The following is a 20,343-nucleotide window of genomic DNA, read 5'->3' on the forward strand; positions in this document are numbered from 1 at the left end:
CCCTCACCCCGCCCTCCCACAGGGAGAGGGGGCGATACGCCGAGCATTATGCTCGATTGAACAGCATAGCGGCTGCCTGCAAGTTTGCACCGTACCTCCCTTCTCCCTTAGGGAGAAGGCTAGGATGAGGGGAAAAAACCTCTCCCCTCAGGTGAAGGGGCTATATGACATATTAAAGGAACTGCACCCATGTACATCGGTATCGATCTTGGCACTTCCGGCGTAAAGGTCATCCTGCTCGGCGAACAGGGCCAACTGCTCGCCAGCCAAAGTGAACCTCTGCCCATCTCGCGCCCGCACCCTTTGTGGTCTGAACAAACGCCTCAGGACTGGTGGCAAGCCACCGATCGCGCCATGCTGGCGCTGGCTAAACAGCATAATCTGCAAGCGGTGAAAGCCATCGGCCTGACGGGCCAGATGCACGGCGCAACGTTGCTGGATAAGCAGCAACGAGTGCTGCGTCCGGCAATTTTGTGGAACGATGGCCGCAGCTTTGCGCAGTGCCTGGCATTGGAGCAAAGCGTACCCAACTCGCGGGAAATCACCGGCAACCTGATGATGCCCGGCTTCACCGCCCCCAAACTGCTGTGGGTTCAACAGCATGAACCGCAGGTTTTCTGCCAGGTCGACAAGGTGTTATTACCAAAAGATTATCTGCGCTGGTGCATTACCGGCGAGTTCGCCAGCGATATGTCCGATGCGGCAGGCACCCTATGGCTGAACGTGGCGCAGCGTGACTGGAGCGACGCGATGCTGGCCGCCTGCGGGCTAACGCGCGATCAGATGCCTGCGCTGTTTGAGGGGAATCAGATCACCGGGCAGGTGCAGGCTGAACTGGCCAGGCGCTGGGGTATCGCCCCGGTGCCGGTGGTGGCCGGTGGCGGCGATAACGCCGCCGGAGCCATCGGCGTGGGTTTGTATCAGGCCGGGCAGGCGATGCTGTCACTCGGCACCTCCGGCGTGTATTTCGCGGTCAGCGACGGTTTTCTCAGCAACCCGGCCAGCGCGGTGCACAGCTTCTGCCATGCGCTGCCGCACACCTGGCACCTAATGTCGGTGATGCTCAGCGCCGCATCCTGCCTGGACTGGGCCTGCCAATTGACTAACGTCGACAACGTTGCCACCCTGCTGCGCAATGCCGAACAGGCTGCACCGGCAGAAGCACCGCTGTGGTTCCTGCCTTATCTTTCCGGCGAGCGCACGCCGCACAATAACCCGAATGCCAAAGGCGCTTTCTGGGGCTTTACGCATCAGCATGGGCCGAACGACCTGGCGCGCGCGGTGTTGGAAGGGGTCGGCTTCGCACTGGCAGACGGTATGGATGTGCTGCACGCCAGCGGCCTGCAGCCTTCTGCCATCACGCTGATTGGCGGCGGGGCACGCAGCCCGTTCTGGCGCCAGATGCTGGCAGACATCAGCGGCCAGCGGCTGGAATACCGCACCGGCGGCGACGTCGGCCCGGCGCTGGGAGCGGCACGGTTGGCGCAGATTGCGTTGAACCCTGGCCAACCGTTAAGCGATTTGCTGCCCGCATTGCCGCTGGAGCAGGTGCATGAGCCGGATGCCGCACGGCATCAGCAGTACGCCGAACGGCGCAGCACCTTCCGCGAGCTGTATCGTTGCCTGCGGCCGCTGATGTGAGTCTCTTCACTACCTCATTGGTCTGTCTGTGTCATTATGATGGCCGTTTTTGGCCTTCTTTCAGCCCAGCTAGCGGCGCAATATAGCGCTATACCCCACTGAAGGAAGGCCGAAAATGTCACATAGCGCATTATTGATCATCGACGTTCAACACTCGTTTCAACACCGCCCATTCTGGCAGGAAGACGACCTGCCAGCGTTTCAACAGGCACTGACGCGGCTGATCGCGGGCTGCCAACGGCAAGGCGTGGCGCTGGTGGATGTGTTCCACGTCGCGCCGGAAGGGCCGTTTTCTCTGGCCTCCGGCTACGTGAAACGTCTGCCGTTCCTAGCGCACCAGGCCGACGTAACGGTACACAAGCAGGTACATAATGCGTTGACCGATTCTGGTCTGGATGCCTGGCTGCGCGAACGCCAGATCGATCATCTGATCATCAGCGGTATGCGTACCGAGCAGTGCTGCGAAACCACCACCCGCGTCGCTTCCGACCTGGGTTATAAGGTGACGTTTGTCACCGAGGCGACGCTCACCTTCCCGATGCGCCATCCTGACGGCACGCTCTTTACCCCTGAGCAGTTGAAGCGGCATACTGAAACCGTCCTGGTCGATCGCTTCGCCACCCTTGCCAGCGTTGATGACGTGTTGGCCCAACTGAAACAGGAATAACCATGCCCAAGGCCGTTTACTTTCTGATGTTGCCCAACGTGCTGTCACTGGATGTCAGCGGCCCGGCGGAAGTTTTGCGGCTTTCCGGCCAGTTTCAATTGCATTATGTCAGCCCGGTGCCGCAAATCACCTGCTCTATCGGCATGAGCATCGGCCAGTTGCTGCCATTGCCTGCGCAGTTGGCCGACGGTGATATTCTGGTGGTGCCGGGCGTGGCGGATTCAGCCAGGTTTTTCGCCAATCCAGAGGCTGCTCAGGCCCGGCAATGGCTGGAAGGATTACGGCCCGCGCTGGCACAGCAGCGCTTCAGCCTGGTCTGCGTCTGTTCCGGTGCCTTGCTGGCCGCGCAGGCAGGGCTGCTCGATGGTTACCACTGCACCACCCATCACGATGTGCTCACGCGCCTGCGCCAGCAGGCTCCGGCGGCTCAGGTGAAGGAAAACCGCATCTTTGTGGAAGATCGCGGCATCTTTACCAGCGCTGGCATCACCGCAGGTATCGATCTGGCGCTGCATCTGGTCAATCAATCTTGCGGAGCCGACCGTGCGCTGGAGATTGCGCGTGAAATGGTGATCTATTTCCGTCGCTCAGGCGACGATCCGCAGCTTTCCCCATGGTTGCGCTATCGTAACCATCTGCACCCTGCCGTACACCGCGCGCAGGATGTGATGGCCGCCGAGCCGGAAGCCGATTGGTCGGTACCGCTGGTGGCAGAAAAAGCGCACGTCAGCAGCCGACATCTGGCACGGCTGTTCCGCCAGCATATCGGGATCAGCGTGCGGGAATATCATGAACAGCTGCGCTTGGCCGTGGCACAGCAGCGCTTGCAGCAAGGTTACGGGTTGGAAAAAGCCGCGCTAACCGCCGGATTCTCTTCTGGTCGCCAACTCCGACGCGCGCAGCAGCGTAACGCGTAAAGACACGGTCAGAATGCGCATACGGTTTATCTTATGATTGCCAAGAGTAACAATTGGCGGCAAAATAACCGCTTCGACTCGCTCAGATTGCGCTCCCCGCCCCCTGGCAGTTCCTTATTTTTTTTGCTATCAGTAATATAAATATGAAAACAACATTACCCCCTGTGGCACGCTTGGGCCGACAGGCGCTGTTATTCCCGCTTTGTCTGGTGCTGTTCGAATTTGCCACCTATATCGGCAACGATATGATCCAACCCGGTATGCTGGCTGTGGTAGCTGATTTTAACGCTGGCGAGGAGTGGGTGCCGACCTCAATGACCGCCTATCTTGCTGGTGGTATCTTTCTGCAATGGCTGCTGGGGCCATTATCGGACCGGCGTGGCCGCCGCCCGGTGATGCTGGCTGGCGTCGCCTTCTTTATCGTCGCCTGTCTGGCAATCTTGCTGGTGACCAGCATTGAGCAGTTTATCTTTATGCGTTTCCTGCAAGGAATCGGCCTGTGCTTTATCGGCGCGGTGGGCTATGCCACCATTCAGGAGTCTTTTGAAGAGTCGGTGTGTATCAAAATCACCGCGCTGATGGCCAACGTGGCGCTGATCGCCCCACTGCTCGGGCCGCTGGCCGGTGCCGCGCTGATCCAGATTGCGCCATGGCAGAGCATGTTTGTGATCTTTGCCGCTCTGGCGGCCATTGCCTTAGTCGGCCTGTGGAAAGCGATGCCGGAAACCGCCACGCTGCAGGGGGAAGCCTTTTCCGCTGCCAACCTGTGGCGCGATTACCGCCAGGTGCTGATTAACCGCCGCTTTATCTGCGGGGCGCTGGCGATCGGTTTTGCCAGCCTGCCGCTGCTGGCGTGGATTGCCCAATCACCGGTGATCCTGATCAGCGGCGAGTCGCTCTCCACCATGGATTATGGCCTACTGCAAATCCCGGTATTCGGTGCGCTGATCCTCGGAAACCTGACGCTGGCCCGCCTGACCGGTAAAAACAGCGTTGAGCGCCTGATCAAGCTAGGTGCTGGCCCCATGATTGTGGGGTTGCTGATCGCTGCGCTGGCAACGGTGTTCTCCGAGCATGCTTATCTGTGGATGACCGCCGGGCTGAGCCTGTATGCCTTTGGTATCGGGCTGGCGAACGCTGGGTTATATCGTTTGACGCTGTTTTCCAGCGATGTCAGTAAAGGCACCGTTTCTGCCACCATGGGGATGTTGAGCATGGCGGTATTCACCGTAGGTATCGAGCTGGCTAAAGTCGCCTATGTTTGGGGGGGGAGCGGATGGTTTAACCTGTTCAACCTGCTAAGCGGCCTGTGCTGGCTGGCGCTGGTGGCGATGTTCCTCGCCAAACGCGGTGGCGTAGCCTCAACGCCGACGGAAGCGGTATAAAGACCCGGCCTTCGCTGCTTTTCGACGAAGGCCGAGAAGCAGGCCATGATGCGCTCAACGTCAACACCCGAATTTGTGAGTAACGGGCAAATTTTACAATGGCATTGATAACAGCGTGTCAAACCCTGTTGTTGGTGAGATGAGCACTGATGTTGAAGCCATTGAAGGCGCCGAACGCAGACACGGTGCATAGGCGAACGCGCCATGGACGGCGCGTTCAGGCGAGACAGGCAGGGACGCCTGTCGTAGCCGGCCGTCATGCAGCGTGGCGGAGTGAGGGGAGTCGCGCAGCGACCGCCTGATATGGCAAAGGGCCGGGGTGCAGGGGGCTGGCTCTTGAGCCCCCTGCTCGGGCGCGTTCATCACACTGCCAAGTGAACACAACATGTTTAGCGACCGAAATAAACACCCATGTCCTTGTCTCAAAATGTGAACAAGAAACAACCCTGAAGGAATGGGAACTGCCTAGCTTTCATCAAATAGCCAATACCAAAACGTTAAGCCAAGTGCTATCTGTTGCACCACGTTTCAACCACCAAACAGCCCGCTGTCGCGCAGCAGATGCTGGTTGCCCTTGCGGCGGGTAAAACCGCTGCGGTCAAAGAACTCAAGCACCTGAATCGCCAGTTTGCGGCCAACGCCCAGCCGATCGCGGAAATCACCGGCATTAGTGCTGCCTTGCGTGGCGTCTAACTCACGGATCAATGCCGCAAACTGCTCAATGCGCTGGCTGCGATAGTAACGATCCACCACCACCGCGGTCACATGGCCAAGCTGGGCGGCTTTGCGCAGCGTAGCACGAACGTTGGCTTCTTCTTCACCCAGTGCTGCGGCCAGATCGCGCACCCACCAGGCTTCATCACCCAGTTGCGGTTCAATACGCGCCCACAGCGCCTGCTGCTCGGCGCTGAACGCCAGACCATGCTCGGGCAGATGCAGCCAGCCGCGCGTATTGCGCAGCACACCGGCCATCAGTAGCCGCTCGATCATCATAAACACCAGCGCTTCATCCAGCACCGGCAACGCCATGCGCCGCAAACGCGCACGCCCCAGCCCCAGCTGATCGCCATGCTGTTGGTGATATTCGGCCAGCACCTGCAGTAAACGCTGTTCGCCCTGTTGCACGTTGGCCTGCGCCAGCGCCACTTCGCCCGCAATCAGCAGATCGCGCCCGGCCAGCAGCTGCGCCAGCCCGCTGTGGGTCAACTGCCGTGCCCAGGCAAAGGCCGCCAGATCCAGCGCCCCGCCAGGCAAGCGCAACTCCAGCGCCTGTTCGTCACTCTGCGCCTCGGCCAGCGCCGCCAGCCAGGCCAGATAGTCTGGCTGACGTTTGCCGCGCTTCGGCGCAGCCAACACCAGCACACGCGCAGCGCCCAAAGTGTGGCGCGCGCCGATATCCCGCAGCACCAGGCGATCGTTTTCCGCCAGCCACAGCGGACGATCGAGAATTAACTCCGCCAAGTTGCCGGTTAACAGCGCAATACGGCCAGTAATATGGCTGGCAGCGTGGTGCAGATGCAGCGGTTGCCAGTGCTGCAACGGCGCATCCGCCTCTATCGCCACCAGAATACGCTCCGCGGCCAGCGGCGGTTGCCGTTCCAGCAGCCAGTCACCGCGCGCCAGTTGTTCCTTGCTGACGTCGCCACTGATGTTCAGCGCAATACGTTGCCCGGCAAACGCCTGCTCTGCGGGTTGGTTTTGGGCATGCAGGCCGCGCACCCGCACCGGTGCATCGGCACCGGTCAGCCACAGGGTATCCCCCACCTTAACGCTGCCACCCAATGCGGTGCCGGTCACCACCAGCCCCGCGCCTTTCACGCTGAAGGCGCGATCCACCGCTAGCCGGAAGCAGCGCGTCTGCGCATGCTCGCCAGGCTGCAGCGCCAGAAGATGCTGGCGCAAAGCGTCAATCCCCCCTCCCTGCGCCGCTGCCGTAACAAACAACGGCGTATCACGCCAACCCTGTTGCGCCAACTCGGCCGCCACCTGTGCTCGTACTTCGGCAACGCGCGCTTCGTCCACGCGATCGGCCTTGGTCAGCGCTACCGTCAGTTGCGGGTGCCCGCTCAGGCGCAAAATCGCCAGGTGTTCACGCGTCTGTGCCATCACACCGTCGTCGCACGCCACCACCAGCAATGCATGGTCGATACCACCGATCCCCGCCAGCATATTGCCAAGGAATTTCTCATGGCCGGGAACGTCGATAAAGCCCAGCACGCGCCCGTCCGGCTGCGGCCAATAGGCGTAACCGAGATCGATAGTCATACCACGGCGCTTCTCCTCCGGCAGACGATCGGCATTGATGCCGGTAATCGCCTGCAGCAGCGTGGTTTTGCCGTGATCGACGTGGCCAGCAGTGGCAATAATCATGGGTTCAGCACCTCAAGCAGTGCGCTCTCTTGCTCCAGGCAGCGCAGATCGAGCCACAGCCGCCCATCGTGGATCCGGCCAATCACCGGCTGTGGCAAACTGCGCCACTGTTGCGCCAGTAACTCCAGCGTGGCACCGCGGCCATCGAGCGGGGCAAAGGTCAGCGCATAGCTTGGCAGACGATCGACCGGCAGCGAGCCACTGCCAATCTGTGACCAGCAGGGCTCGGCACGCAGCGCGAAACGATCGGCAAAACGCACCGCCAACTGGCTCAATAACCGTTCGGCGGCCTGCTGCATCGCCTGTTGCGGTCGGGTAAGCAGGCGCAGCGTCGGTAGATGTTCTGCTAACAGTTCCGGTTGCTGATACAACCGCAGCGTGGCTTCGAGCGCCGCCAGCGTCATTTTGCCAACGCGCAGCGCACGTTTCAGCGGGTGCTGTTGCAGGCGGGCAATCAGATCTTTTTTACCGACAATAATGCCTGCCTGCGGCCCACCCAGCAGTTTATCGCCGGAGAAGGTCACCAAATCCACCCCTGCAGCAATCAAGCGCTGTGGCATCGGCTCTGCCGGCAAGCCGTATTGCGTCATGTCGATCAGCGCGCCGCTGCCCAGATCGGTGGCGGTTGGGATGCCCTGTTCGCGGCCCAGCATCGCCAACTCCGCTTCATCCACCGCGGCAGTAAACCCTTGAATGCAGTAATTACTGGTATGCACCTTCATCAACAGGCCGGTCTGCTCGTTGATGGCGGCACGATAATCTTTCAGATGAGTGCGGTTGGTGGTGCCCACTTCCACCAGTTGACAACCGGCCTGGCGCATCACGTCGGGGATGCGGAACGCGCCGCCAATCTCCACCAGTTCACCACGCGACACCACCACCTGCCGGCCCGGAGCCACCGCCGCCAGCATCAGCAAAACCGCCGCCGCGTTATTGTTGACGATGCAGGCGTCCTCTGCCCCAGTGAGCTGGCACAGCAAATCCGCAATGGCCCGATCGCGGTGGCCACGCCCGGCACCGTCCAGATCGTATTCCAGCGTGACGGCGCTGCCCATTGCCTGCACCACCGCGTCGATCGCCGGTTCAGCCAGCAGCGCGCGGCCAAGATTGGTGTGCAGCACGGTGCCGCTGAGGTTGAACACCGGTTGCAGCGCCGGGCGTTGCTGCTGGCTCAGGCGCTCAAGCAGCGCCTGCGGCCAGTCGTGGCACCACGGCGGCAGTTGCTGGCAGGTTTTAATCGCTTCACGCGCCTGTGCCTGCATCTGGCGCAGCAGATCGCTAATCAACGTCTGCCCGTGCTTTGCCACCAACGGTTCAACGGCGGGATCGCGCAGCAAACGGTCGATGGCGGGTAGCTGGCTGTAAAGTTGCTGAGATTCAGTGCTCATGAGCGCTCGGTTTTCAATTTTTAATGGTATCGGCAGAGTGGGGCGGCATGGTACGAGCAAAGCTTTCGCGGGCGAACAAGCGTTCAGCCAGTTTGATCAGCGCAGGGCGATCAACACACCAGTTGGGCACAATGCGGCGGAAATTCAGGTAGCCCAACGCACAACCGGTGGCAATATCCGCCAGAGTCAGCTGTTCCGCGTTCAGTAACGCCCGTTGCTGTGCCAGCTTCTCCAGTGCGTCTAAACCATGCAGCACCTTTTGGCGCTGGCGCAGTATCCAGGCTTCGTCCTGCTTTTCCGGCAGGCGTTTGCTTTCGCGAAACAGCGTAGCCGCAGCTTCGGTCACGCCATCCGCCAGCGCTTCCACCTGGCGGATACGCAGCGCGGCCTGGCGATCTGCCGGCAGGAAGGCCGGGGCCAGCGCCTGCAATTCGAGATATTCGGCAATCACCCGCGAATCGTAAAACACCTCGCCGTCATCGGCGATCAGCACCGGCACTTTACCGAGCGGATTGTATTCCACCACCCGGCTGCCTGGCTCAAACGGCGGGTCGTTGACAAACTCAAACTCCCGCCCTTTTTCCAGCAGCATCACCGCAATCTTGCGTACAAAAGGGCTGGTCTCACTGCCAATCAGCTTCATCAATCATTCCCCCTTAGCGCCGCTATTTCACCGCCAGCGTATCGATAATCCGCTGCACCAGTGCCTGATGCGCTTCCGGCGTTTTACCCGGTGACAACATCTGCAATGTCACCACCCGTTTATTGAACACCGTCAGCACAATAGTGGAAACCACTTTCTGCCCATTTACCGTTTGCTCGGTATCCAAACGATGAAATTTCTGTTTACCGACGGTGAAATTCTGTTCTTTGGTTCTCTTGATGTTCTGATAGCGATCGCCCAATTCGGTCATCATGCTTTGCGTCAGCTCTTTCAGCATCGCATCGCTGGTATTGAGCTTCATGCTGGCTGGCGGGATCACTTCAGATGTTACGGTACGCTGGCGCGCTTTACCGTCGAGGAACAGTTGGATAATGGATTTATCGTCGTTGACGATACCACTCAGCTTGGTTTGATCGCTAAACCCCGCAGGCAATTCGAAGGTGATTTTGCCCTTTTGCAGCGAGACGCTTAAACCGGGCGGAGGGGCAGGTTTGGCTTCTGCCGCGGGTGGGGGGGCTGGGGGAGCAGGCTGGGTAACAACCGGCTTCGGCTGCGGCTTGGGGACTTCCGGCTTTTTGGTATCCTGGTTATCGCAGGCCACCAGCCCGGTCAGTAAAGCAGCAAATACTATCAATCTGACAATCATCTTCAGCATCATCCCTTTCCCTATACTCGTCGTGGCGTAACCGTAGCAACTCACTCCCGCGTTTGCTAGATGCCCAAGCCAAAATTAGCGGTTCGCCCCAGCCCTCTCCCACAGGGAGAGGGAGCCAACCGGTGCTCTCAATGAGTCATGGGTATCAGCAATGTTCCCTCTCTTTCGGGGAGAGAGTTAGGGTGAGGGGGAGCAACTGACATCGCGTTAAAGCCTCTCACCCCCACTCCCGAGAAGAACGCCGCGGGTGTTACTCGCCAGGGAACAGGAACGGGTTGATACTGCTGCGGGCAAAGCCTTCCTCTTCCATCTTGGCATCAAGCACTAATGACGCCAGATCGTCGGCCACCGCTTCCACCTGCGGGTCTTTTTCCTGATAGAGAAGCTTCAGGTAAGTGCCGCAATCGCCACAGCTTTCCGCTTTGATCGCCGCCTGCTCACTGTCCAGTGACCAGTAGTTGAGATCGCGCGTTTGCTCGCAGTTAGTGCATTTCACCCGCACCACGTGCCATTCGCTTTCACACAGGTTGCAATGCAGATAACGCAGGCCGTTCACCGTGCCGATGTGCACCATACCGGATACCGGCATACTGCCGCACACCGGGCAAAACTGGCGGTGCTCACCGTATTCGGCTCGCGCCTTACCGGGGATCTGGCTAGCCATCTGCGCCCAATACAGCGACAGGGCAGCCCAGATAAACGGCGCTTTATCGCTGCCCACTTTGGCAAACTCATGGTTCAGCAACGCACTGGCCATCAGCTCCAGCTCATGGGCGGAGGCTTTTTCCAGGTTTTCCAGCACCGGAACCACGTGTTCTGGTGCCTGTGGGCGCAATTCGGCGATCAGCGATGCCAGCAGTTTGTGCCAGTGTTCGCTGCGCGGGTAAACGCTCGCATCCAGCGGCGGTTTGCCGTTGGCGGCCCCCTGCACCAAGGCGGCAGTGAGATCGAGCACCAACGGATTATCGTGGCACGCATTGTTCTGCGCGGCCGCGATACTGGCAGCAAAGTTAAGGTAATCGCCCAGCGGATGGTCTGTGGCCAACTGGCGCAGACGTTCAGCTCGGCGGGTATACAGGCTTTTCAGATTAGCGAAAAGTAACGGCGGAATGGTTTCCGCCGTTGTGGACTTCTCGCGCTGTGCCCCTAACTGCTCTTTAGGAACGATGCGGATACTCATCAGGGTTTATCTTCCTGTTGTTTCTCGCGGACCTCACGGTACCAGCGCGGATGGTGTTTCTTGGCCCAGGCCGCCGGAACAGTGCCTTCCACCATCGCGGTAATGGTGCCTTTTATCCACAGAGCGGCATAAATGTGCACCATAATCGTGATGATCAAGCCCACCGCCGCCAGCGAGTGCACCAGCAACGCCAAACGGATCAGCGGGATAGGGAAGGCATGGGCGAAGTACGGCCGCCAGATGACGATGCCGCTGGCCAGCAACAGCACCAGACTGATGATCGCCACCCAGAATACGCATTTCTGCCCGAAATTATAACGCCCGGTGTCATCCCCCTCCACTTCCTCATTCAACGTGATTCTGTGGATGTTTTTGGCCCAAACCAGATCGTTGCGGTTGAACAGGTTATATTTCCAGTAGCGCAGGAACATGATCATGAACGCAGCGAACATAATCACCCCGGCAAAGGGGTGCAAAATGCGCGCCAGCTGTGGCGTTCCGAAAATGTTCATCAGCCAGTTGAAGGAGGGGAAGAAGAACCCCAGCCCGCTGATGGCTGCCAGAATAAAGCAGAACGCTACAACCCAGTGGTTCATCCGCTCCAGCGCGTTATAACGCTGAATTGGCTTTTCCTTCCTCATTTGCGCGTCTCCTCATCGTGTGGCTTGTCGTCATCTTCCTCTTCTTCGACGCGGTTTGGACCGACACCGATGTAGTGGAACACGCTAGCCGCAAAGGTGGCTGCAAAACCGACGGCTGCCAGCGGTTTCCAGATCCCTTTCCAGAAGGTCACCGCCGGGCTGATGGTCGGGTTGTCCGGCAAACCGTGATAAAGCTGCGGTTTGTCGGCGTGATGCAGCACGTACATCACGTGGGTACCGCCCACGCCCGCCGGATCGTACAGACCGGCGTTCTCGTAGCCACGGGTTTTCAGCTCACCGACACGCTCCGCGGCGATATCCTTCATCGCCTCTTTGGTGCCAAAGTGGATCGCCCCGGTCGGGCAGGTTTTCACACAGGCCGGTTCCTGACCGACATCAACGCGGTCAACGCACAGGGTGCATTTGTACACCCGGTTGTCTTCCTTGTTCATGCGCGGCACGTCGAACGGGCAACCGGCGATGCAGTAACCGCAGCCGATACAGTGCTCAGACTGGAAATCGACGATGCCGTTGGCGTACTGGATAATCGCCCCTTCCGACGGGCAGGACTTCAGGCAGCCAGGATCGGCGCAGTGCATGCAGCCGTCTTTGCGGATCAGCCACTCCAGTTTGCCGTGCTCCTCCACTTCAGAGAAGCGCATCACCGTCCAGGATTTGGCGGTCAGATCGGCGGGGTTATCATAAACCCCGACGTTGTACCCCACTTCATCGCGGATGTCGTTCCATTCAGAACACGCCACCTGACAGGCCTTGCAGCCGATACAGGTGGTCACATCAATCAGCTTGGCCACTTCTTCCTGGTGGTCACGGGCACGCGGGGCCGGTGTTAAACCATTGGTCGCGGATTTACGAATGATGTCTTGAGATTGCATTGCCATAACTCGTCTCCGTTACACCTTTTCCACGTTAACCAGGAACGCCTTGAACTCTGGCGTTTGCGTATTGGCATCGCCAACAAACGGCGTCAACGTATTGGCGATAAAGCCTTTCCGCGCCACACCCAGGTAACCCCAGTGGATCGGGATACCGATGGTGTCGACATCCTGCCCGTTCACCTGCAACGTGCGGATACGCTTGGTGACTACCGCCTTCGCCTTGATAAAGCCACGGTTGGAACTGACTTTCACCAGATCGCCGTTCTTGATGCCTTTCTTCTCGGCCAGCTTTTCACCGATCTCCACAAACTGCTGCGGCTGCGTAATCGCGTTAATCAGCGAGTGCTTGGTCCAGTAGTGGAAATGCTCGGTCAGACGATAAGTGGTGCCGACATACGGGAACTTGTCAGCTTTGCCCATCGCGGCCAGATCGTCTTTAAACACGCGCGCCGCCGGGTTAGACACCACGTTCGGGTGCAGCGGGTTAGTGCCAAGCGGCGTTTCAAACGGCTCGTAGTGCTCAGGGAACGGCCCTTCCGCCATTTTATCAATGGCAAACAGGCGGCCCATGCCTTCCGGCTGCATGATAAACGGCCCAACGTCGCTGCCTGGTGGTGCGGCGCTGTAGTCCGGGATATCAATCCCGCTCCACTTGGTGCCATCCCACTCGATCAACTGACGTTTGGCATCCCACGGTTTACCGGCAGGATCGGCAGAAGCACGGTTGTACAGAATGCGGCGGTTGAGCGGCCACGCCCAGGCCCAGCCCAGCGTGTTGCCGAGGCCGGAAGGATCGGCGTTATCGCGGCGCGCCATCTGGTTACCCGCAGGCGTCCAGCTACCGGCAAAGATCCAGCAACCGCTCGCCGTCGTACCGTCATCACGCAGATGCGCGAAGGTGCTGAGCTGTTCACCTTTTTTCGCCAGCACTTTGCCTTCCGGATCGAGCACGTCCGCCAGCGCTTTGCCGTTGTTTTCCATCGCCACTTCTTCTGGTGCCGGAGCATCTGGAATCAGGTAGTTCCAGCTCATGTTCAGCACCTGCTCAGGCAATGCACCGCCTTCACGGCCGTACATCTCGCGCAGGCGCAAGAACAGCCCAGACAGAATTTCACCGTCTCCCAGCGCTTCGCCCGGAGCATCAGCCCCTTTCCAGTGCCATTGCAGCCAGCGGCCGGAGTTGACGATCGAACCGTTCTCTTCGGCAAAGCAGGTGGATGGCAGGCGGAACACTTCGGTCATAATCTTCGAAGGATCAACGTCATTCGATTCGCCGTGGTTCTGCCAGAAAGTGGCCGTCTCGGTATTCAACGGATCGATGGTCACCAGGAATTTCAGCTTGGAGAGCGCATCGACCACTTTGTGCTTGTTCGGGAACGATGCAACCGGGTTGAAGCCCTGGCAGAGGTAGCCGTTAACCTTGCCCTGCGACATCATTTCGAAGTACTGCAGCACGTCGTAGCCTTTGTCCCACTTCGGCAACCAGTCAAAGCCCCAGTTGTTTTCTTTCTGTGCTTTGTCGCCGTAGAAGCTCTTCATCAGGCTGACGAAGAATTTCGGGTAGTTGCTCCAGTAGTTCACCTGGCCCGGCAACAGCGTTTTCGGCGTGTTGGCCTTCAGGTAGGTGTCCAGATCCGGCTGTTTCTCGGAAGGCAGGGTCAGGTAGCCCGGCAGGCTTTGTGACAACAGGCCGAGATCGGTCAGGCCCTGAATATTGGAGTGGCCGCGCAGGGCGTTCACACCGCCGCCTGCCATCCCCATATTGCCGAGCAGCAACTGGATCATCGCCATGGTACGGATGTTCTGTGCGCCGACCGTGTGCTGTGTCCAGCCCAGGGCGTACAGGAACGAGGCGGTTTTGTCGTTGGCGCTGGTTTCGGCGATATATTCGCAAACCTTGATAAAGTCTTCGGTTGGCGTACCACAGATATTGTTTACCACTTCTGGCGTATAGCGGCTGACGTGCTGTTTCAGCAGGTTCCACACGCAACGCGGATCTTGCAGGGTGACGTCACGCTTGGCAAAGCCGTTCTCATCAAGCTGGTAGTTCCAGGTGGTTTTATCGTACTTGTGGTTTTCAGCGTCGTAGCCGCTGAACAGGCCATCGTCAAAGCTGAAGTCTTCGCGCACCAGCAGGCTGGCGTTGGTATAGGCTTCAACGTATTCGCGGTTGATCTTGTTGTTGGTGATCAGGTACAGCAAGACGCCCGACAAGAAGGCAATGTCGGTGCCAGAACGGATAGGCGTGTAGAAATCCGCCACCGATGCGGTACGGGTAAAGCGCGGATCGATGACGATCAGCTTGGCTTTATTATGAATTTTTGCTTCCATCGCCCAGCGGAAACCCACTGGATGCGCTTCTGCCGCATTACCGCCCATGACGATAATTAAGTTCGCGTTCTTGATATCAACCCAGTGGTTGGTCATCGCACCGCGACCAAATGTTGGAGCAAGACTTGCTACCGTTGGTCCGTGTCAGACACGCGCCTGGTTGTCTACGGCAAGCATGCCGAGAGCGCGACTAAATTTTTGTGTCAGGTATCCGGTTTCGTTGCTGGAGGCCGAGGCACACAGCATACCGGTGGTCAGCCAACGGTTGACGGTGACGCCTTTATCGTTGGTTTTTACAAAGTTGGCATCGCGATCTTCTTTCATCAGCTTGGCGATGCGGGTAAAGGCATCATCCCAACTGATTCTCTGCCATTTGTCAGAGCCTGGCGCGCGATATTCCGGGTATTGCAGGCGGCTTTCGCTGTGGATGAAATCCACCAGACCGGCACCTTTCGGGCAAAGCGCGCCGCGGTTTACCGGATGATCCGGATCCCCTTCGATGTGGAAAATGCTCTCTTTGGCGTTTTTCGCGCCATCACCAAGGCTGTACATCAACAGCCCACAACCGACTGAGCAATACGTACAGGTATTACGGGTTTCACGGGCGCGCAGCAGCTTGTACTGCCGGGTTTCCGCTAACGCTACTTCCGGGGCAAAGCCCAGAGCAGCTACCGTCGTCCCTGCCATACCGCCAGCGCAGATCTTAAAGAACTGCCTTCTGCTGACCTGCATGGGGGTCTCCTTTCACTCGTGTTGTCACATTGTTTCAAATGGCGCTTTCCCCGGTAAAGCTGGAAGCGCTAAAATCACTGTTCTTATGTTGGTTTGGCCAGAAGGCCGCAACGACGCCGCGATGATATCATAGCGGACTTGGGGTTGTTACAAACAGGTACCACTAAAGTGAACAATATAGACCCAAAGCAACCTATAAACGCGACTGCGATCACAGGCATGATCCAGGCCCCGGTTTTTCAGCGCGGGCAACTGTCCGCTGCGCAGCAAGACTGGCTGGCGCAAGAGGTTCCGGTCGCGCTGGTCTATAACGGCATTTCCCACGTGGTGATGATGTGCACCCCTAAAGATCTGGAGGCCTTCGCCCTGGGTTTTTCCCTGTCGGAAGGTATTATCGACTCGCCACGCGATATCTACAGTATAGAGGTAAATCCCACCTGCAACGGCCTTGAGGTGCAGATTGAGCTTTCCAGCCGCCGTTTTAGCGGGCTGAAAGAGCGCCGCCGCGCGATGGCGGGCCGCACCGGCTGCGGCGTCTGCGGTATTGAGCAACTGGCAGATATTTTCCGCCCGGTCACCCCGCTGCCGTTCAGCCAAACCTTCTCGCTCGCCAATCTCGATCGCGCGCTGGGGCAACTGCGCCAGGTACAGGAAGTCGGCCAGCATACCGGCTGCACTCATGCCGCCAGTTGGATCTCGCCGGAAGGTGAACTGCTGGGCGGCTGCGAAGACGTGGGCCGCCACGTGGCGCTGGACAAAATGCTCGGCCTGCGCGCCAAACAGGGCTGGCAGCAGGGGGCGATCCTGGTATCCAGCCGCGCCAGCTATGAGATGGTGCAAAAATCAGCGATGTGCGGTGCCGAGATCCTGTTCGTAGTCTCTGCCGCCACCTCGCTGGCGGTGGAGATCGCCGAGCGCAGTAACTTAACGCTAGTCGGTTTCAGCAAACCGGGCCGGGCGACGGTGTTTACACATCCGCAGCGCATTGTCGATTAGCACAGAAACCACACAACCCATACGGCATTGATAATCATTTTCAATCTCATTTAATACCCTATAATGGGACCCGATTGCTTATGCGGTGCTCATGCCTTGCGCCGCCCAACACCCATTGGAGACGATGATTATGAGTTATTCACTGCCATCCCTGCCTTATGCTTACGACGCACTGGAACCGCATTTCGATCAACAGACGATGGAAATCCATCACACCAAACACCACCAGACCTACGTCAACAACGCCAACACCGTGCTGGAAGCTTACCCTGAGCTGGCTTCGCTGAGCGTTGAAGCGCTGATCCAGGATCTGGATAAAGTCCCTGCCGCCAAGCGTACCTTTATGCGTAACAACGCGGGCGGCCACGCTAACCACAGCCTGTTCTGGAAAGGCCTGAAAACCGGCACCACGCTGAGTGGCGATCTGAAAACCGCCATCGAGCGCGATTTCGGCAGCGTGGAGAAGTTCCAGGAAGAGTTCGAGAAAGCCGCCGCCACCCGTTTTGGCTCCGGCTGGGCGTGGCTGGTGCTGAAAGGCGACAAGCTGGCCGTGGTTTCCACCGCTAACCAGGACAGCCCGCTGATGGGCGAAGCCGTTTCTGGCGCCTCTGGTTTCCCGATTATCGGCCTGGACGTGTGGGAACACGCTTACTACCTGAAATTCCAGAACCGCCGCCCGGATTACATCAAGGCCTTCTGGAACGTGGTGAACTGGGACGAAGCGGCAAAACGTTTTACCGAAGCGAAAAAGTAACCGACGCGTTTCCAACACTGCCCGCACCGATGCGGGCATTTTTTTGTCTGCCTGTCACTAAAGCCTGGTCATTTCTTGCCGATATTTTGTTCAGTTAACGATCGCCTTGAATAGGAAAACCTTATGGCGGCACTGAAAACAGTGTCAGGAAAGTTCACCCATCTCACAATCCGCTGCCGCCGCCGATTCGCTGGAGGAACAGGCGGAAATGCTGTTGCAGCGCGTTTCGGTCTTCCGCTTAGCCGATCGCCATGAGCTCAGTGAGGTGAAAACGGCAACGCTCAAAGCCCCTCCGGCTGGCAAACCGCGGGAAACCAGCACCACAGCAGAAAACAACTGGACCACTTTCTGACACGGCCCCGCCTGTCAATAGCAGGCGGGTTGTGCTGTTGCTCACTGCCGACTCAGGGTATTCTGGGCTGTACCCCTGGTTTGCACGATGAAAGTGGAGGCAATGATGCAGCACCCCGAGGTTTATGCCGGCAGCATCCAACCCTACGCAGGCATGCGGCCCAGCGCCATTGCCAAACGCCGGGTCGATGGCGCAGTGATACTCACGCCGCTAGGTTTGATAGGCGATGAACAGGCAGAAAAGGCCCATCACGGCGGGCCGGATCGCGCGCTCTGCCACTACCCACGTGAACATTATGCCCACTGGCGCGAGCAGTTCCCGGCGCAGGCCGAGCTGTTCGAGGCCCCGGCGTTTGGTGAGAACCTTTCCACCCTCGGCCTGACCGAAGACAACGTGTTTATAGGCGATATCTACCGCTGGGGGGATGCACTGATCCAGGTCACTCAGCCACGCTCACCGTGCTTTAAACTTAACGCGCACTTCGCAATTGACGATCTCTCGGTGCTGATGCAACAAAGCGGCCGCTGCGGCTGGCTCTATCGCGTTATTGCAGCCGGTATGGTCAGCGGCGATCGGCCGCTTGAGCTGGTCACCCGCAGCAGCGACGTTTCCGTCGCCGAGGCCATTGGCATTGCCTGGCACCTGCCGTTCGACGCAGAGCAGTATCGCCGCCTGCTGGCGGTGGCCGGGCTTTCTGCCAGTTGGAGCAAAACCATGCTGACGCGCATTACGGCCAGCAGAATTGAAGACTTCAATCGCCGCTTGCTTGGCCACTGAAGCAGGGGAAGAGCGTCTGGGGCGAACCCTTGTGCCCCAGCACCGCAGTCAGAAGGCTTTTTTCGCGTAACCGGTCACCACTTTCAGGCCCATCTCACGGCCTAGCGCCGTCATTGGGTGCACTACGATCAGGCCGCGCACATTTTTCTTCAGCGAACCCATATCCGCCTGCTCTTTTTTGGTGATCTCACGGCTGAACGGCAGTTGGCTCAGCTTCTGGGCTTCTGCACTCAGCTTCTCTACACGCACGTGCTTCAGGCGTTCAATTTCTGCCGCCAGCTTCTCTTTTTCTTTGGTGTGCTGCGCGATCAGGTCGATATTGCCCTGTTGGATCACCGCGGTATCTTTATGCTTCAGTGCGTCCAGCAGGTCGCTAAGGCGCTTAATCTCTGCCTTTTCTATCTCTTTCATGGTCTTTGGCCTGTGTATGCCGCTATTGGCACGCTAAAAATGATGCAGGCAGTATAGCAAAACGCCGATCGTTCGTCTTACGCAATTCCCGCTGGCAGCCCGCCCATTTCGCAGGCTTTGGCCCCCACGCGCGCCAGCGCCTGGGAGTAGCGCGCATCAAACGGATAACAGCAGGAAAGCCGCAGCCCATTACGATAACGCCCGCTGGGGGAATACAGCGTGCCCGGCGTCAGGCAGATCTGTTCTTCAAGCAACTGGTGGAACAGTGCTACCGCATCCACCGCCGGCGGGAACTCAACCCAGAACACAAATCCCCCTGCGGGCTGCGTCGCCCGCGTGCCGCGCGGGAAATGGCGGGCGATCAGCGCTCTGGCCTCTTCCACCTGTGCGGCATAGCGTTTGCGCAGGTTGCGCAAATGATGATCGTAGCCACCGGCTTCCAGAAACGTCGCCAGCGTTTCCGACAGCAGCAGTGACTCCGACATGGAAGAGACCGCCTTCAGCTTATGCAGCGCTTCGCTAAAACGCCCACCGGCCACCCAGCCAATGCGGAAATCCGGTGCCAGCGTTTTGGTAAAGCTGGAGCAAAACAACACCCAGCCATCGCGATCGAACGATTTCACCGCCGGGCTGAGCGCACTGCCGAATTGCAGTTCGGCGTACAGACCATCTTCGATCAGTGGCACCTGGTGATCGTTCATCAGCCGCGCCAGCCGTTTTTTCGCCGCCAGCGGCATGGTGCACCCGAGCGGGTTTTGCACCGTCGGCATGGCGATCACCGCATTGAGGCGTTTTTCTTGCAGCAACAGTTCCAGTGCGTCCAAAGAGAGGCCATGCTGCGAGTCGGTCGGGATCTCCAAGGCTTTCAACCCCAGGCTGGCGAGCAGCGGCAGCAGGTAAAAGTAGGTTGGCGATTCCAGGCCCACGCAATCGCCCGGTTTGGTGGTGGCGCGCAGCGCCAGTTGCAGCGCCTCCATGCAGCCGTGCGTCAGGGTGATATCTCCTGGCTCCAGCAACATACCCAAGGTCATTGAACGCCGGGCGACCTGCTGGCGCAGCCGCAGGCTGCCGGGGGGCAATGCGTATTGCCCGATCAGGTTCGGCTGGCGGCGCAGTTGTGAAGCAAGCATACGCCCCAGCTTGCTGCCGGGATAAAAATCGCTGGTTTGCGGGCAGGCCAGCGACAGATTGGTAAACGCCGGATTCTGCTGGGCGGCAAACACGGTATCGATCAACGCCAGCACGTCATCCGCCGGTTTTTCTATGCGGTTACTGGGGGCCGAGGCGGTTTTCAGCGCCGGTAGCGTGGCACGCACATAGAAGCCGGACTGGGGCCGCGCTTCGATCAGCCCACGGTCTTCCAACTGGCGGTAAGCCGCCACCACGGTATTGATGCTGACGTTATGGGTCTGCGCGCAGCGCCGTACCGAAGGCAGGCGGCTGCCGGGCAACAGGGTGCCACGGCGAATCGCCACCGCCAGCGTATCAGCCAGTTGTCGGTAACGAATGTCCGGGGTCTCATCAAGCAGGGTCACAGTTTGGCTCCAATTAATGGTTACAGTTTTAAAATAGTGCAACTGTAACCA

General features: G+C 58.8%; 18 protein-coding genes. 8 read left to right on the forward strand and 10 right to left on the reverse strand.

Annotated elements, in window-relative coordinates:
• The first annotated feature begins 189 nt into the window (after positions 1 to 189).
• The 4 genes from xylB (at position 190) to BMI79_RS19455 (ending at position 4,610) form a co-directional block, all read left to right on the forward strand.
• The gene (xylB, locus tag BMI79_RS19440; protein ID WP_076943761.1) at positions 190 to 1,641 is read left to right on the forward strand and encodes a xylulokinase; all 1,452 of its coding nucleotides are present in this window, start codon (positions 190 to 192) and stop codon (positions 1,639 to 1,641) included.
• 115 nt (positions 1,642 to 1,756) lie between these two features.
• Positions 1,757 to 2,308, forward strand: a complete 552-nt coding sequence (locus tag BMI79_RS19445; protein WP_076943762.1) for a cysteine hydrolase family protein — start codon at positions 1,757 to 1,759, stop codon at positions 2,306 to 2,308.
• Between the two features lie 2 nt (positions 2,309 to 2,310).
• Positions 2,311 to 3,225 (forward strand): GlxA family transcriptional regulator, encoded by a 915-nt coding sequence (locus BMI79_RS19450; protein ID WP_076943763.1) that lies wholly within the window; start codon positions 2,311 to 2,313, stop codon positions 3,223 to 3,225.
• A gap of 143 nt (positions 3,226 to 3,368) precedes the next feature.
• Positions 3,369 to 4,610 (forward strand): MFS transporter, encoded by a 1,242-nt coding sequence (locus BMI79_RS19455; protein ID WP_076943764.1) that lies wholly within the window; start codon positions 3,369 to 3,371, stop codon positions 4,608 to 4,610.
• Between the two features lie 528 nt (positions 4,611 to 5,138).
• On the opposite strand, the gene selB is transcribed toward BMI79_RS19455, so the two are convergent.
• The 8 genes from selB to fdnG form a co-directional block, all read right to left on the reverse strand.
• Complete coding sequence (gene selB, locus BMI79_RS19460) at positions 5,139 to 6,980, reverse strand: selenocysteine-specific translation elongation factor (RefSeq protein ID WP_076943766.1); 1,842 nt, start codon at positions 6,978 to 6,980, stop codon at positions 5,139 to 5,141.
• On the reverse strand, positions 6,977 to 8,368 hold the full coding sequence (gene selA, locus BMI79_RS19465; protein WP_076943767.1) for an L-seryl-tRNA(Sec) selenium transferase: 1,392 nt from the start codon (positions 8,366 to 8,368) through the stop codon (positions 6,977 to 6,979). Before selA ends, selB begins: the two co-directional genes overlap by 4 nt.
• A 13-nt stretch (positions 8,369 to 8,381) precedes the next feature.
• The gene (locus tag BMI79_RS19470; protein WP_076943768.1) at positions 8,382 to 9,011 is read right to left on the reverse strand and encodes a glutathione S-transferase; all 630 of its coding nucleotides are present in this window, start codon (positions 9,009 to 9,011) and stop codon (positions 8,382 to 8,384) included.
• 22 nt (positions 9,012 to 9,033) lie between these two features.
• Entirely contained in the window at positions 9,034 to 9,687 is a 654-nt protein-coding gene (locus BMI79_RS19475) for a DcrB-related protein (RefSeq protein WP_076943897.1), read from the reverse strand.
• Positions 9,688 to 9,937: 250 nt separating this feature from the next.
• The gene (gene fdhE, locus BMI79_RS19480; protein ID WP_076943769.1) at positions 9,938 to 10,867 is read right to left on the reverse strand and encodes a formate dehydrogenase accessory protein FdhE; all 930 of its coding nucleotides are present in this window, start codon (positions 10,865 to 10,867) and stop codon (positions 9,938 to 9,940) included.
• A complete protein-coding gene (gene fdoI, locus BMI79_RS19485) occupies positions 10,867 to 11,508 on the reverse strand; it encodes a formate dehydrogenase cytochrome b556 subunit (RefSeq protein WP_076943770.1) in 642 nt (213 codons plus the stop codon). The genes fdhE and fdoI overlap by 1 nt, the downstream gene beginning before the upstream one ends.
• Complete coding sequence (gene fdxH, locus BMI79_RS19490) at positions 11,505 to 12,407, reverse strand: formate dehydrogenase subunit beta (protein WP_076943772.1); 903 nt, start codon at positions 12,405 to 12,407, stop codon at positions 11,505 to 11,507. The genes fdoI and fdxH overlap by 4 nt, the downstream gene beginning before the upstream one ends.
• Before the next feature lie 12 nt (positions 12,408 to 12,419).
• Complete coding sequence (gene fdnG / locus BMI79_RS19495) at positions 12,420 to 15,467, reverse strand: formate dehydrogenase-N subunit alpha (protein WP_095996161.1); 3,048 nt, start codon at positions 15,465 to 15,467, stop codon at positions 12,420 to 12,422.
• A gap of 219 nt (positions 15,468 to 15,686) precedes the next feature.
• On the opposite strand from fdnG, the gene fdhD reads away from it, so the two are divergent.
• The 4 genes from fdhD to yiiM all read left to right on the forward strand — a co-directional run bounded on the left by fdhD (position 15,687) and on the right by yiiM (position 18,346).
• On the forward strand, positions 15,687 to 16,463 hold the full coding sequence (gene fdhD / locus BMI79_RS19505; RefSeq protein ID WP_241680017.1) for a formate dehydrogenase accessory sulfurtransferase FdhD: 777 nt from the start codon (positions 15,687 to 15,689) through the stop codon (positions 16,461 to 16,463).
• A gap of 130 nt (positions 16,464 to 16,593) precedes the next feature.
• A complete protein-coding gene (sodA, locus tag BMI79_RS19510; RefSeq protein ID WP_076943776.1) occupies positions 16,594 to 17,217 on the forward strand; it encodes a superoxide dismutase [Mn] in 624 nt (207 codons plus the stop codon).
• Positions 17,218 to 17,425: 208 nt separating this feature from the next.
• Positions 17,426 to 17,569, forward strand: a complete 144-nt coding sequence (locus tag BMI79_RS24125; protein WP_197091786.1) for a hypothetical protein — start codon at positions 17,426 to 17,428, stop codon at positions 17,567 to 17,569.
• A gap of 105 nt (positions 17,570 to 17,674) precedes the next feature.
• Complete coding sequence (gene yiiM, locus BMI79_RS19515) at positions 17,675 to 18,346, forward strand: 6-hydroxyaminopurine reductase (RefSeq protein WP_076943778.1); 672 nt, start codon at positions 17,675 to 17,677, stop codon at positions 18,344 to 18,346.
• Positions 18,347 to 18,394: 48 nt separating this feature from the next.
• Here the strand turns inward: yiiM and BMI79_RS19520 are convergent, their stop codons facing one another.
• Positions 18,395 to 18,757: a YibL family ribosome-associated protein gene (locus BMI79_RS19520; protein ID WP_076943779.1), complete on the reverse strand. Its 363-nt coding sequence runs from the start codon at positions 18,755 to 18,757 to the stop codon at positions 18,395 to 18,397.
• Between the two features lie 77 nt (positions 18,758 to 18,834).
• Positions 18,835 to 20,292, reverse strand: coding sequence for an aminotransferase-like domain-containing protein (locus tag BMI79_RS19525; RefSeq protein WP_076943780.1), 1,458 nt, complete (start codon positions 20,290 to 20,292; stop codon positions 18,835 to 18,837).
• Between the last annotated feature and the right edge of the window lie 51 nt (positions 20,293 to 20,343).

The organism is Serratia oryzae, from assembly GCF_001976145.1.
GTDB classification, from domain to species: Bacteria; Pseudomonadota; Gammaproteobacteria; order Enterobacterales; family Enterobacteriaceae; genus Chania; species Chania oryzae.

What these genes read in the sequence shown, in the direction of transcription:
- xylB (WP_076943761.1), top strand. Translation starts at nt 190, where the DNA reads ATGTACATCGGTATCGATCTTGGCACTTCCGGCGTAAAGGTCATCCTG.
- BMI79_RS19445 (WP_076943762.1), top strand. Translation starts at nt 1,757, where the DNA reads ATGTCACATAGCGCATTATTGATCATCGACGTTCAACACTCGTTTCAA.
- BMI79_RS19450 (WP_076943763.1), top strand. Translation starts at nt 2,311, where the DNA reads ATGCCCAAGGCCGTTTACTTTCTGATGTTGCCCAACGTGCTGTCACTG.
- BMI79_RS19455 (WP_076943764.1), top strand. Translation starts at nt 3,369, where the DNA reads ATGAAAACAACATTACCCCCTGTGGCACGCTTGGGCCGACAGGCGCTG.
- selB (WP_076943766.1), bottom strand. Translation starts at nt 6,980, where the DNA reads ATGATTATTGCCACTGCTGGCCACGTCGATCACGGCAAAACCACGCTG.
- selA (WP_076943767.1), bottom strand. Translation starts at nt 8,368, where the DNA reads ATGAGCACTGAATCTCAGCAACTTTACAGCCAGCTACCCGCCATCGAC.
- BMI79_RS19470 (WP_076943768.1), bottom strand. Translation starts at nt 9,011, where the DNA reads ATGAAGCTGATTGGCAGTGAGACCAGCCCTTTTGTACGCAAGATTGCG.
- BMI79_RS19475 (WP_076943897.1), bottom strand. Translation starts at nt 9,687, where the DNA reads ATGCTGAAGATGATTGTCAGATTGATAGTATTTGCTGCTTTACTGACC.
- fdhE (WP_076943769.1), bottom strand. Translation starts at nt 10,867, where the DNA reads ATGAGTATCCGCATCGTTCCTAAAGAGCAGTTAGGGGCACAGCGCGAG.
- fdoI (WP_076943770.1), bottom strand. Translation starts at nt 11,508, where the DNA reads ATGAGGAAGGAAAAGCCAATTCAGCGTTATAACGCGCTGGAGCGGATG.
- fdxH (WP_076943772.1), bottom strand. Translation starts at nt 12,407, where the DNA reads ATGGCAATGCAATCTCAAGACATCATTCGTAAATCCGCGACCAATGGT.
- fdhD (WP_241680017.1), top strand. Translation starts at nt 15,687, where the DNA reads ATGATCCAGGCCCCGGTTTTTCAGCGCGGGCAACTGTCCGCTGCGCAG.
- sodA (WP_076943776.1), top strand. Translation starts at nt 16,594, where the DNA reads ATGAGTTATTCACTGCCATCCCTGCCTTATGCTTACGACGCACTGGAA.
- BMI79_RS24125 (WP_197091786.1), top strand. Translation starts at nt 17,426, where the DNA reads ATGCTGTTGCAGCGCGTTTCGGTCTTCCGCTTAGCCGATCGCCATGAG.
- yiiM (WP_076943778.1), top strand. Translation starts at nt 17,675, where the DNA reads ATGCAGCACCCCGAGGTTTATGCCGGCAGCATCCAACCCTACGCAGGC.
- BMI79_RS19520 (WP_076943779.1), bottom strand. Translation starts at nt 18,757, where the DNA reads ATGAAAGAGATAGAAAAGGCAGAGATTAAGCGCCTTAGCGACCTGCTG.